At 47.6% G+C, this 12,913-nt stretch carries 11 protein-coding genes and 2 tRNA genes; 6 read left to right on the forward strand and 7 right to left on the reverse strand.

The features are described 5' to 3' along the window. The first annotated feature begins 92 nt into the window (after window positions 1–92). The 4 genes from ychF (at window position 93) to ACJJJA_RS18250 (ending at window position 2,483) form a co-directional block, all read left to right on the forward strand. Window positions 93–1,184, forward strand: a complete 1,092-nt coding sequence (ychF, locus tag ACJJJA_RS18235) for a redox-regulated ATPase YchF (protein WP_252083035.1) — start codon at window positions 93–95, stop codon at window positions 1,182–1,184. A 63-nt stretch (window positions 1,185–1,247) separates the two neighbouring features. Then, complete coding sequence (locus ACJJJA_RS18240; RefSeq protein WP_444902969.1) at window positions 1,248–2,201, forward strand: DMT family transporter; 954 nt, start codon at window positions 1,248–1,250, stop codon at window positions 2,199–2,201. Between the two features lie 91 nt (window positions 2,202–2,292). Next, window positions 2,293–2,369 (forward strand) — tRNA-Met (locus ACJJJA_RS18245). 39 nt (window positions 2,370–2,408) lie between these two features. Further along, window positions 2,409–2,483: transfer RNA gene (locus tag ACJJJA_RS18250), tRNA-Gln, on the forward strand. Between the two features lie 138 nt (window positions 2,484–2,621). On the opposite strand, the gene ACJJJA_RS18255 is transcribed toward ACJJJA_RS18250, so the two are convergent. The 5 genes from ACJJJA_RS18255 to ACJJJA_RS18275 all read right to left on the reverse strand — a co-directional run bounded on the left by ACJJJA_RS18255 (window position 2,622) and on the right by ACJJJA_RS18275 (window position 8,519). After that, on the reverse strand, window positions 2,622–3,689 hold the full coding sequence (locus tag ACJJJA_RS18255; RefSeq protein ID WP_444902970.1) for a sulfite exporter TauE/SafE family protein: 1,068 nt from the start codon (window positions 3,687–3,689) through the stop codon (window positions 2,622–2,624). Window positions 3,690–3,840: 151 nt separating this feature from the next. Continuing rightward, window positions 3,841–4,548 carry a SapC family protein gene (locus ACJJJA_RS18260; protein ID WP_444884007.1) on the reverse strand — a complete coding sequence of 236 codons (708 nt, stop codon included), beginning with the start codon at window positions 4,546–4,548 and terminating at the stop codon, window positions 3,841–3,843. 414 nt (window positions 4,549–4,962) lie between these two features. Further along, window positions 4,963–6,345, reverse strand: a complete 1,383-nt coding sequence (locus tag ACJJJA_RS18265) for a S41 family peptidase (RefSeq protein ID WP_444902971.1) — start codon at window positions 6,343–6,345, stop codon at window positions 4,963–4,965. 126 nt (window positions 6,346–6,471) lie between these two features. Then, on the reverse strand, window positions 6,472–7,284 hold the full coding sequence (locus ACJJJA_RS18270; RefSeq protein WP_444902972.1) for an alpha/beta fold hydrolase: 813 nt from the start codon (window positions 7,282–7,284) through the stop codon (window positions 6,472–6,474). Between the two features lie 53 nt (window positions 7,285–7,337). Continuing rightward, window positions 7,338–8,519, reverse strand: a complete 1,182-nt coding sequence (locus ACJJJA_RS18275) for an MFS transporter (RefSeq protein ID WP_444886992.1) — start codon at window positions 8,517–8,519, stop codon at window positions 7,338–7,340. Window positions 8,520–8,925: 406 nt separating this feature from the next. On the opposite strand from ACJJJA_RS18275, the gene ACJJJA_RS18280 reads away from it, so the two are divergent. Next, a complete protein-coding gene (locus tag ACJJJA_RS18280) occupies window positions 8,926–9,945 on the forward strand; it encodes a Vgb family protein (RefSeq protein ID WP_444902973.1) in 1,020 nt (339 codons plus the stop codon). A gap of 988 nt (window positions 9,946–10,933) precedes the next feature. On the opposite strand, the gene ACJJJA_RS18285 is transcribed toward ACJJJA_RS18280, so the two are convergent. Beyond that, window positions 10,934–11,683, reverse strand: a complete 750-nt coding sequence (locus ACJJJA_RS18285) for a zinc metalloprotease (protein WP_252083044.1) — start codon at window positions 11,681–11,683, stop codon at window positions 10,934–10,936. A gap of 28 nt (window positions 11,684–11,711) precedes the next feature. Between ACJJJA_RS18285 and ACJJJA_RS18290 the strand changes: the two genes are divergently transcribed. Continuing rightward, window positions 11,712–11,858 carry a hypothetical protein gene (locus ACJJJA_RS18290; RefSeq protein ID WP_252083045.1) on the forward strand — a complete coding sequence of 49 codons (147 nt, stop codon included), beginning with the start codon at window positions 11,712–11,714 and terminating at the stop codon, window positions 11,856–11,858. A 737-nt stretch (window positions 11,859–12,595) separates the two neighbouring features. Here the strand turns inward: ACJJJA_RS18290 and ACJJJA_RS18295 are convergent. Further along, on the reverse strand, window positions 12,596–12,913 hold the full coding sequence (locus ACJJJA_RS18295; protein ID WP_444902974.1) for a hypothetical protein: 318 nt from the start codon (window positions 12,911–12,913) through the stop codon (window positions 12,596–12,598).

Genomic DNA, 12,913 nt, shown 5'->3' on the forward strand with positions numbered 1-12,913 from the left:
CGCCCAGACTCCCGCCAGCGCAATCACTACCGGACTTCAAACGCAATTAGCAGAGAGCGCTTCGCGCCTCAGGCAAACGGAAAAATATCACCATGGGTTTTACTTGCGGTATTGTCGGCCTGCCTAACGTGGGCAAATCCACCCTCTTCAATGCATTGACCAAGGCGGGAATCGACGCAGAAAACTTCCCCTTCTGCACCATTGAGCCGAATGCCGGCGTAGTGCCAGTGCCGGACCCCCGCCTCGACAAGCTGGCGGAGATCGTCAAGCCTCAAAAGGTGATTCCAACCACCATGGAGTTCACCGATATCGCCGGACTGGTTGCAGGCGCTTCCAAGGGTGAAGGCCTGGGAAACAAATTCCTCGCCAATATCCGCGAGACCGATGCCATCGCTCACGTTGTACGCTGTTTCGAAGACGACAATGTCATCCACGTGGCCAATCAGGTGCACCCGGTATCCGATATCGAAGTGATCAACACCGAGCTGGCACTCGCCGACCTGGACACTGTGGAGAAAGCCCTGCAGCGCTTTACCCGCGCCGCCAAGGGGCAGGACAAGCACGCCATCAAGATGAAAGCGCTGCTGGAAAAAATCCTGCCACACCTGAACGAAGCCAAGCCGCTGCGCTCCTTTGGCCTGTCCGAAGATGAACTGACGGACCTGCGTGAACTGAGCCTGCTCACGGTGAAGCCCACCATGTACATTGCCAACGTGCACGAAGACGGCTTCGAAAATAATCCGCACCTGGACGCCGTTGCCGCCATTGCCGCTGAAGAGAACGCTGTACTAGTACCCATCTGCAACAAGCTTGAAGCGGAAATCGCTGAACTGGACGACGATGAGAAGCAAGAATTCCTGGAAGAACTGGGTATGGAAGAGCCCGGCCTGAACCGGGTAATCCGCGCCGGTTACCAGCTGCTGGGCCTGCACACCTACTTCACCGCCGGAGTGAAGGAAGTGCGTGCCTGGACCATTCCGCTGGGAGCCACCGCTCCGAATGCCGCCGGCAAGATCCATACGGACTTTGAGAAAGGCTTTATCCGCGCCGAAGTGATTAGCTACAGTGACTTTGTCGATCACAATGGCGAGGCTGGGGCAAAAGACGCAGGCAAGTGGCGCCTGGAGGGTAAAGATTATGTTGTCGCTGATGGTGACGTAATTCACTTCCGCTTCAACGTCTAATCCCCCTGCTATCTATCCTTCGCCTCCCCACCCCGGGGAGGCTGTCTCTGCGGCGTAAGATCCATGGCGCAATCAAACTGGAAAGTCGGCCTGCCTTTGGCATTGACCACCGTCTTTATGTGGGCAGCCCTACCCATCGCCCTCAAAGGCCTTTTGGAACACATCAGCCCTGAGACCGCCACCTGGTATCGTTTTGCTGGCGCGGCGTTGTTGGCGGGACTCTACTACGGGCGTGCACGGCAATTGAAATTAAAGGCACTGTTCAGCCGCAGCCTGCTGCTGTTCACCCTACTCGCCGTGGCCGGGCTGCTGTTGAATTACCTCACCTATGCCAGCGGCCTAAATCACATCACCCCTGGTGCGGCACAGATCGTGATCCAGCTAGCCCCGCTACTACTGCTGATCTCCAGTGTTCTGTGGCTTAATGAACGCTTTTCTCCGAGACAGTGGGCCGGTGTGGCCCTAGTGGTGATGGGGCTACTGTTATTTTTCAACCAGCGCCTCGCCGAGCTGGGGAGCGGCGCCGATAGTGATTACCTGCTGGGGCTCGGATTGATCCTGATCGCCGCGGTATCCTGGGCGGTATATGGCTTTTTCCAGAAGAAAATCCTCAGCCGCGCCACGCCTCAAGACTTGTTGGTATTGATTTATATTGCTGGCACCCTGTGCTTCCTGCCCATGGCAGATCCACTGGATGTCGCCCATCTGGGCTGGCTGGACTGGCTGCTACTTGCCTTTCTTACCGCCAATACACTGATCGCCTATGGCGCCTTTAGCAAGGCCCTGGCGCACTGGGAAGCCTCCAGTGTCAGTGCCACTCTGTCACTAGTACCAGTAATCACGCTGCTGTTCAGCACCCTGGTGAGCAGTATCTGGCCCGATTACATCGCGGTGGAGCCGCTTAACTGGATCAGCTGGAGTGGTGCCGCTGCGGTGGTGTTGGGTTCCGCCCTCGCCGCTATCCGTTCCGGGCATCGCGCCAAGGGCTCTGCGGCTCCAGATGAAAAAAATCGCTAACTAACTGAAAAGAATACAAAAAAGTGTTGACACACCCAGCCCATCGATTAATAATGCGCGCCCTCGGGACAGCCGAGACAACAAAAGAAATGGCAAGGTAGCTCAGCCGGTTAGAGCGCAGCACTCATAATGCTGAGGTCGGGAGTTCGAGTCTCCCCCTTGCTACCATTTCAAATCACAGAGACTATTCTTTGTGAACCTTGAAACTGGGGCGTAGCCAAGCGGTAAGGCAGCGGGTTTTGATCCCGTCATGCGAAGGTTCGAATCCTTCCGCCCCAGCCATCTTCCAGAATTTATCCCGCAGGCCCGAATCAGGGCAGCACTCAAAGCCAGATTACTTAGCAGCTGATATTTTTTATCGCAAAACATCTAGTCTTTGCCGCCGGCGCGCAGTCGCGCGCCAGCACTCGCCAAGCACTCTTATTTAACCCCCGGTATCAAACTCTCCTCTACGGCAACGGCCTTAATCTCTGCACCAGACCCAATTGCTGCCGCGCCACGGCTGCGCTCTCGGCGCAACCCCAATACTCGCAGCCACTCGAATCCCAGTAAGCACAGCAATAACGCCAATAGCACTAGAGGTCCTCCCAGGCCGCTTAGGGCTTGCCGTTCCGACGCACAGGTCCACACAAGCTGTACAACACACAGTAGAGCCACAATTAGCAGGGTGGGTTTGCGCCCCAGCAAGCTCACAACAAAAACACCAAGGGGCGCCCCCAAGGCCACCACCGGCGCCGCTGCCAGCCAGTTACCAAAAACCCCTGGCTGCCAGTCGCCGGCCAGCGACTTCACCAGCACACCGAGTACAGAGCAGAAGGCCATGATCACTACCGAGGTGGGAATCGCTACCTTCAGGTCCACACGGCTCAGCAGCACCAAAGCCGCGTACACCAGCATATCCACACCAACCCCGGTTACCGAGACCACACAGAAGCCTGCAAAAGCCCCAAGCAGAAGACCTACACGAAAATCCGTTGGGCACTGCGGATCACCCTTGTGCTCACAGTCGGTGATCTCGGAGAGCCGATACAAATGAAATATCCCAAAGCTGCCCCAAAGCACCGCGAAAGAGAGCTTCACCCACAGCTCGGAAATCATCGGCGCAAACAGCAATATGCCCGCAGGAGTGGCCAATAAAGAACCGAGCAAGGCGCCGCGTAGCATCGACCAGGCTAACGGCTGCTGCCGACAAAGAATAAACAAGCTGGCACTAACCATACCGATCGACTGCACCGCAAAACTGAAGTCGCGGCCGAGACTGGCAGGCATATCAAATAAGAGCACCAACACGGGGAAGCCCACCGTGCCTCCACCCATGGGCGTGGAACCGGCGGCATAGCTGCCGAGCGCCATTGCAAGCGCCATGGACCAATGCTCCAGTGCCAGGGCCAAGTTATCGCCCTGCATAACGAGAAACAGCCAGACTCCGTAAAATAACGCCAACCAGGCAAACCAGTAGCGGAGAGAGAGCCGCGCTAGGTATTTCATTTTATTATTCGCGAACTTAAACGTCAGAGGGGCTAATAGTGGTACGAGTGCAAGGCGGGATCAAGGAGGGATAATGACTGCTGATAACTGCATCTCGTAATACTGATGCGCGCAGGCAGCCCGGCAACCGCAATTGCCGAGCTGTACAGGATTAGTTCAGACGCTTCTTGCGAATCAGATTCTGAACCTGCATGGAGGACATCATGGAAGCGTAGATCGCCGGCAGAGCGCCACGCTTGCGCAGTTCCAGGAAGTCTTCATCGGACAGCTTGTTCAGCTTCTCTTCGTCAATCACGTAGAAACCAGTCAGATCGTAGGGCTTATCTTCTTCGGTAATACGCAGAGTCAGCTTCTTCTGGGTCAGCAGGTCTTTGGATACCAGGAATTCGATAAACGACTCGGTAACAGATACGCGCTGGGCAGTTTCTACCACCGCCTGAGCGCGGTTTTTCAGGTAGTCAGTCTGCTCGCCCTCACCGTCAAACAGAGCCTCGCCTGCGGACTCACTCAACATACTGGAGTCTTCATCGATACACAGTACCGCCTGATCAGTGTTCTCTGGGTTCTTCACCAGCACGAATGGGTAGGTGCGAACCTGCAGAGGAATGTAGCTGCCATTCCAGCCCTCAGCGCCAGAGAACAGGTTTTCACCGGGACGCAGGCCCGTAAGAGCCACCACTTTAAACTGCTCAGTATTCTGGTCTTTTACGAACAGGATCGGATAGCTCTGGGCCGCCTGAACAATTTCCTGAACCACCAGCGGCAAAATATGATTGCTGCTCACATGGTCAAAAGTGATGTCCTGGGTGAGTTTCAGGTTGGCGTGTGCCTTTTTATCCAAAGCTTTGATCTGTGCCATAAGTACAACTCCTAGCTACTTTTATAGTTACTTAATTTTCAGAGATACCCTAACGTACCACTTAATTGGCTTATAAACGATGACAAGCGCTTTCCTGTAGTCGCCGGAAACCAAAGTCAGCATTAAACAGGTAAGCGGGCCAACAGGCAAACAAAGCCTGTTGTAAATGCCAAAAACCAAATTTAGTGGATTATAAGGAAGACTTTCAAGCAGGCCGCAACAACTTGTTTGAAAGAAAGTCATTGAGGAGATACGAAAGGACCCAGTGACGCGTTTAGATAAATATTGCAACCCCACTAACGAATAACTTCCAGGCACGCTAATGATAAGGTGCTACCAAGTTATATAAGCATAGGCCGACAACTTGTTATTAATTTCCCATAGCACAAGTTGCCGACGGGACTGCAGCTCTACCTACAGGTTTAACTTAGCTTTCAGCTCACTGACCGCTCTACTGAGTACAATATCCGTACCGCTACGGACACCATCCACTGTACGCTCGACTAAAATATCCGGTTTAACTCCATAGCCAACAAATTCACGCCCATCTGGATAGGTATCCCGCTTGGTACAAACCCTAAAAGAACCACCTCCAGGAAGATCGAAAAATATTGGCTGACCTGTACTACCATTTGTTGGCTCACCAACAATGGTAAAGTGCTCAAGTGAGTCAGCATAAATCAAGAAGTCTTCCGCTGCCGATGCCGTGTTTCTTCCAGTTAGCACATAAGTAGGCACTATGTGATTATTATCCAGTTTAGCCTTAAGCTTTTCTGAAGGGTCCCCACCGACTTCCCATGCATTCCCCTCCCCATAAGGGCGATATTTTTCCATCTCCTCAAACTGGTCAGCAAAAGCGCCCCAGGCTTTATAGGCTGCGATATGCTTGGGAGTCTTCCAGACAGAGCCTGGTAAATCTCGGTCAGCCAAATAAGAGATAATCTCTCCTGCGTGACTGGTATTGCCGCCACCATTAAAGCGTAAATCTATTATCAACCCTTTTGATTTGGCAATATCTTCATAATGAGATTTAAACTGCTCAACAACCGCCTGTTTCCCAAAAGTATTTAAAGCTACATAGGCTATATCATCATCAAGCCACTTAAACTCAAATGGCTCACCATTCGACTGAGGTTGTGCAATAGAGGTGTAATCAATCTTCCTCCCACGCGCATCCCGCTCAACCTGTACTTTCTTAATTTCACCTTTAGGGGTTTCTATAGTGAGCTCAACTTTGGAACCCGGAACGCCGTCCAACAGATCTCGCACAGCTATACCCCATAAAACGTGTTTGGTAGAGCTGGCGATATAAGGGATCACCTGTTCCTTCATGTATTCCTGCACACCCTGGCCATCTACAGTAACAATGGTTGACCCCAAAGGAATTTCAGGTGCTAAGCTCCTCTCCACCCCGATTATCACCGGCTGCTGGTCAGCTTCCTTTAGGCGAATAGGCGGCCATCCGACATACTTAGCAGGCATATCTTTGGGGAAATAAACATTGGTGTGACCATCCTCAAGCAATGCGTTAAAGCGACTTAACTCACGATAGTATTCATAGCTGTTTTCTGTAGCTAAAACTCGAGGAATAAATTCGCGATACTTCGCATCAAAGTCAAGATCTGGAACCTGATCGAAGAAAGCAAAATTGTAACTGACCTCTTTCCAAAACAAAGAAAGACCGTATAACTTTTCTTCATCAGATAAGTTATCGGGCACTACATCAATGCTATCTGCATAGGTAGTGCTCGCTGAGGCAGCCACAATAGAAAATGCTAGAATTATTTTTTTTAACATAATATACGTCCTAAAACCAAGGTGCCTCATGCTACAGATTTAAATGAGGTAGATAGCTCAGCTCACCTTAAAAAAAGAACATTTCATCGTGAAAAGTAGATAGCCTAAAGCGTAGCTTCTTTACTTTCATTCTTGTGGATAAGCCTTTAACGTGAGTGCCAAAATCTCTTTCACCACCATTTCTGGCTCATCATTTTGAGGATAGTGATAGCTCTTCTCAGTCAAAACAACCCGCCCCTGTGGAAATGCATGGGCCCAATTTGAATGTAACTCCCCCCATCTATCCCGGGCCTCATCAGTAAAGAAAAGAAGAGGAGGATTGTCATACTTTTTAATTGAAGCAATTACTGTGACGGGTATATCTGGGATTTGAGGATAGTCAGGTAAAGGGCGTTTAGACCAAAAATCCAGGTACTGATTCGACATGCCGTTCTTCATATCATCCAGTTTTACCTGAGCAATTTGCTCTTCGGCCAATTCCAAATTCAGAGATCGCATAATATCCACATCATGCTCAGAAGAAGGCTCTATCAGCATCAACGCTGCCATTCTTTCAGGGTACTGGGCGGCAAACGTTCGGGCTACATGAGCGCCATAGGAGTGCGCAATATAAGTAATTTTCTCTTTAACCCCCAAAGCCTCCAATAAGGCCTTGGCCCCTTGAGCATAATCCTCAGAGCTAAAATGTTTCTTGATGGCTGTAGAATTACCATTGCCAACACGCGAGTAACGTATAACTCGTGCATGCTCTGCTAACCTATCATAGATTGGATTCCAGTCAGACATGCCAGCCGAGCCCCCCGCTTCTAAAAACAGGATAGCCTTACCAGATCCTTTGATCTCATATTCAATACGGTACTCACCCACATGAATCTGTTCCGGCGACGCAAAAGCATATAGCGGAAGTGCAAGCACTATGAGTAGGAGGATTTGATGCATATACAACCCATAATAACGATCAAAGAATCCAAACTTAAAAAATAATAGAGCCACTATGTGGCAGCAACACCCTGCCCTAAGCGCGCTTCATTGCCTGGTCCGGGGTGTTCCGGTACCAGCTGAGCCAATCCCAAAGAAACCAAAGCCATCAAAGATCCAGCAAAGAAAACCATCGCTGGAGAGGTGAGCCATAGCAAACCAAACAAAACGGGGATAATAACCGCCGCGATATGATTAATGGTAAAGCTGACACCTGCAGAGGCTGCGATGTCACGTTCATCCACGATCTTTTGGAAATAGGTCTTGATGGCAATGGCCATAGAGAAAAACAGATGATCGATAATATAAAGCGCAGCTGCCATCATCGCGCTCTCCACCAATGCATAACCAGCAAAGACTAGTGCTAAACCAATATACTCCAGAGTGAGGATTCGGCGCTCACCAAAGCGAACAATAAACTGGCCAATTTTCGGGGCAATATATAAATTCAACAGGTGGTTTACGGTATAAAGTGCAGCAACTTCTCCTACGCTATAACCAAACTTCTCAACCATCAAAAAACCAGCAAAAACAATAAAGATCTGCCGACGTGCACCGCTCATCATTGTCAGAGCGTAGTAAAGCCAATAACGTTTGCGTACAACCAACTGCTTTCTCTGGCTATGGGGCTGGGGAAATTGAGGAAAAAGTATCCAGGCCACCAGGGCAATAATAACTGTGCTCCCTCCTCCAATCAGGTAAACCCAGGAATAGTCCAACCCGCCAAAATCCATCAAGCCCCAAACTAGCCCATAGGCCAATAATGCGGCAAAAGAGCCAGCTGCAGCCATTCGCCCCATCCAGATTGCCGAAGTCTTCTTTGGAAACCACTGCAAAGCCAGAGAGGTTTGCAGGGTTTCATAGAAGTGAAAACCGATCGACATCAATAATGTCGTGAGTAATAAACCTGTGAGAGATGGAAAAAAACCGGTCAGCATCACACCAATCCCGGTTGCTACAAGTGAGAGAAGCGCCAACCGCTGCTCACGAATAAGCAGCAAAACAAAGATCACTGTAAAGGCAAGGAAACCTGGGATTTCCCGCACACTTTGCAGCAAGCCAATATCAGCCCCAGTAAATGAAGCTTTGGCTATCACAAAGTTATTAAGGAGGGTATTCCAGACAGAAAAAGAAAGTGGCATTGAGGCTGCAAGGATCAACAGCAGAATTTCCGGTCGACGGAGGCGTTGTAACATAGCGGGACTCCTACACTGAGGACAGCAATATACGCTATACAACGCTGGCGTGTAAATTGAGCTTAAGATGACTGCCAATCACCACCAAACCGGCTATTAATTCTGCCTTGTAGTAAAGACAAGGCTCTTCTCATTTAAACCCCACTGGGTCACTTAGAACTTACACAAATAGAGTTCTGAGACTTCAGTGTCTCTCTCGTAAATATGATCAAGTGCCCCAATGAGATTCTTAATCGCTACATAGCAGTTTGCAATCACTCTTCGGCGAAACATTGACCCTGTAAACCATTTTCAATATGCATCAATTATCACCTATGCTTTGACCAGGACTCAGATCACCCATTTTCCCACACTACGGCATATACGTATAAATTCTCCTTGACGGCTTAATCACTGGAATTGGCAAATGAACATCTCCCCAAAACTTCCTGCGCTGTCACTAAAACTCACTATCTGCGTCATATATTTCTTATCGACGTCATTAAATACTGCTGCACAAGAAAATAAACTGCCAGACGGACTCAAATTAAACGAATGGAAGGTCCCCTGGCAGGGACTGCCCAGAGACCCCCATGTGGATAACAGGCAGCAAGTTTGGTTCTGTGGGCAGGCCGGCAACTACATCGGTCGATTTTCTCCGTCTGATCAGACGTTTAAAAAATTTGAGGTCCCTGAAGGAACCCACCCTCACAACTTGATAGTAGATAAGCAGAGCATGGTTTGGTATGCGGGCAACCGCAATGCTCATATTGGGCGTATGGATGCTGAGACCGGTAAAATCACTCAATACACAATGCCTAAAGGTGTAAATGATCCACATACACTGGTATTCAACCGTGAGGGCAATATTTGGTTTACAGCCCAACAGAGCAATCGCATAGGTATTTTGGATGTAAATAATGGAGAGGTGAAAGTAGCTACACCACAAACTGCCAACGCACGCCCTTATGGAATCAAGGTAGACTCACAAGATCGCCCCTGGGTTGCTCTATTTGGCACGAATAAACTAGCTTGGGTAGACCCTAAAACCATGGTGGTAAACGAAATCTCAATTCCCCGACCAAACGCTCGGCCTCGCAGGCTGGAAATCGATACATCTAACAATATCTGGTATGTGGACTATCCAGAGGGCTATCTTGGCAGATATACGCCCAGTACAAAAGAATTCAAAGAGTGGAAGCTCCCCACTGAAAACCCTCGCCCTTACGGAACCGCAATGGATAACAAAGGCCGGCTATGGGTAGCAGACACCGGTGATATTCCTAACATCATCTTTGCTTTTGATACAGAAGCACAAAAGTTTGTCAGTCAAACGACTGTACCCAGCGGAGGCAACATTCGATATATGTATTTTAACAATAAAGATGGAAGCTTTTGGTTCGGTGTCGATTCTGGATTTCTAGATCAGGGAATACCAAAAAAATGATTCTTTTAAAAAATTACAGATAAATTTATAAAAGTAACTCCCAGCAGGAAACACCAAGGGCAGCCTGCTAAAACTGGAGTCTATCTAACGACCTCAACACAGTGTTTTAGCCCAAGCGATGCTCACATCCTTCTTTTTTCTCCGAAGGAAGTATACAGATAGTAATAGCCACATGTTCATTTTTATATTCAAGCAAGGGGTTGAACTTGAGGACTACTCAGTTAGCTCCAGCAACCCAATCGAGAATACATTTACAAGGTAGATGTAGATCTTAGCGCAAATATAAATGCAGAAAATTCTGCACGAAGAAAGAAATCAATTAATTGATGAGAACTCCAGCAATAGAATCCTCTTAAATATCCCCCCCAACAAACGCCTCTCAATATAGGAGCAGGCTTCCGAAACTTATTGAGGGGTTACTTTTCCACGACTTGTAACCTTTAATTTAAAAAACACCAACCATTAGAGAAGATTTCTTTGACTTAATTAGGGTGGCACTAAAAATTTAGTTAAATCTTGATTACATATAAAGTAAGAATGCAGGCACCTACTCTGGCCGAGGCTGCCAATTGATCACAGCGGGATAGGCCTTATTCTCGCACAACCAAATTACTGCTCGAATCCCAGGCCTAAGTCCTGCTTGTGGATCAGTAACCTTTCCCCAGTCACTCTCCAGAAACTCTTTCCCTTGTAAACGGAACTGACCGAGAAGTGCTTTCCAACTAGGCATCGTCAATTCTAATGATTCTTTGGTGTCGTAATCGGTGGAAATCCATACTTTAACGCTGTTTCCTGTCCGCACTAATTTTATCACCTCTCCCTGCCAGGAAGTCAGCTGGTTCCTATTACAAGCAACATAGCCTGGCACAGCGAGCCTCTGGGCAGTTACGTTAGCCGTATTCATAGATATCAAAGCAAATAGGATAAAAAATCGGATACTTTTCATAATTATCAGTGTATTGGGGGGAGTAATCCCCCCAAAATATTATTATAGACCGCGGTAGGTACTGCTTTGCTCATCTGCGCGAGTAGCCTGCCCCTCTGTGAATTCGTACATACAGCTATCGTCAGTGTAATCCATAAAATTTGTAATCGGATCAAGACCGGCTGCGTTCCGCCCCCTAGTACAGGAATCCCTACCTACTGGACACCCGTAAGCCGGCGACCTCTCGGCAGGAGTATCGGAAACATAATCCCCATTTCCACCACAGCCGCCCTGGAAGGTATGATACAAACCTAACCAGTGGCCAACCTCATGAGTAAGAGTATCGCCCTCGTTGTAAGGTGCTGCATCGCCACCAGGCACAGAACCGGTTAAAATAACTACCCCGTCATCCAGCGGATCTGAAGAATAGCTGCTTGGGAAAGTTGCCCACCCAAGTAGACCACCGCCGATATCAGCCACATAGATATTCAGGTCTCCCGCATCACCAACACGCAATGAACTTTTCATAGCGCGCTCTGCGGAGGAACCATATCCAACGTTATACCAAGAATTATTAGCCGTTACTGAAGTTGAAACCAGATTGAAAGTAAATGGTGTACTCGCATAAGCATCATTAAGTACTGCCATTTGCGCATTAATTACATTGCTGGGTAGCGACCCATTATTGGCGTTATCAGTAATAACATGGAAATATACATCAATAGTTACAGAACCCGCTGGACGTAGCGTATGAGTTCCACTGCTTATACTACGAGACTGTCCGCGCAGCGCAGTAAAATGCTGCTCTTTCAAAGCAGCCTCCTGAATAGAGGGGTGATTAGTGCCACAACGTTTAAATTTAGCGTTGTCATTAGCACGCTCAAGTGAAGAATCACTTTCAGCAAAACTGATAGCAGGTGATATTAGCAAACATAAAGATAATGCAGTTTTTATTGAAGTTGAAAGATTAGCTTTTCTCATAACTTGAACCTTAATTTTTTTATTAAATTGACAACCCCAGACAGCCCGCTCACCTTCCATGCTGAAGACAACTACTGTCAATAGTACCAACTCTCAAAAAAGGAATAATGACATTGGTTTCTTTAATGAGGCGGCAAGCTCAACCAAATGGCATAAAAAGAATTAAATTCAAGGACCACTTCAAATGAAGTTTCCACACCAGAAACACAATAAAGACAGGAAAAATAGTTTCACAAGTAATTATCCCTGGGCAAAACACGATTAAAAAATTAATCGCAATTTAAAGCCCCAGCTGCTACAGGTACCAATCGACACAATTTCGCTTTTAAAAAGACAATTATCACCTACCGCTGCACCCAACTATATTTACTACCATTTCACAAGTGATATAAATCCATGGGATACATCCTATAAGCCATTTTATAACTCCCTTTTTTATATTGCCTGTATGTTAATTACATTAAGGAAGTTATAAAACAGCTTCTAGCGTTACTCACCATCTAGGCAATCGGTAACACTCTTACCATCGTTACCCAATTCGGAGTAAACCGATATTTAAATTAACCACTTAATAAAGTACTGGCAATACTTATATTGCCCATACCTAAATCTCAGCTCTTCAATTTATGACCATTCTAAGCTGCCTCTTTAGCACGCCATAGATCACAAGTAATAGGAACTATAAGATACGGACACATACAGAGAGCCCTCCAGACACCATAAAAATTTCTGGCTAATAGACAATCAATCAAAAGCTCCCCAATTTCTCAACTCACACATTTTCTCACCAAACTCTTTTATAGTCATGATGTCTGGAAAGCTAACATAGTAACGCTCCTCTAAAGCCTCTATTTTTTGCTGCATTACTTTTGGATTTTCCATATCCTCTTTATCATGTTCATAAACTGGAAAATACTTAAAAACCAAATCAATATCAAAAGGTTCTTTACCATCTAATTTTGCTTTTTGCTTAGCCTTTTCCAGCCTTTCCTGCCTTTCTTTTTTGTGTCGTCGCCTTAATTCAGCAACAAATTGCTTTGCAGCGTCACCTTTAAGCCTCAT

Source organism: Microbulbifer mixtoriginis (SeqCode) (assembly GCF_052466865.1).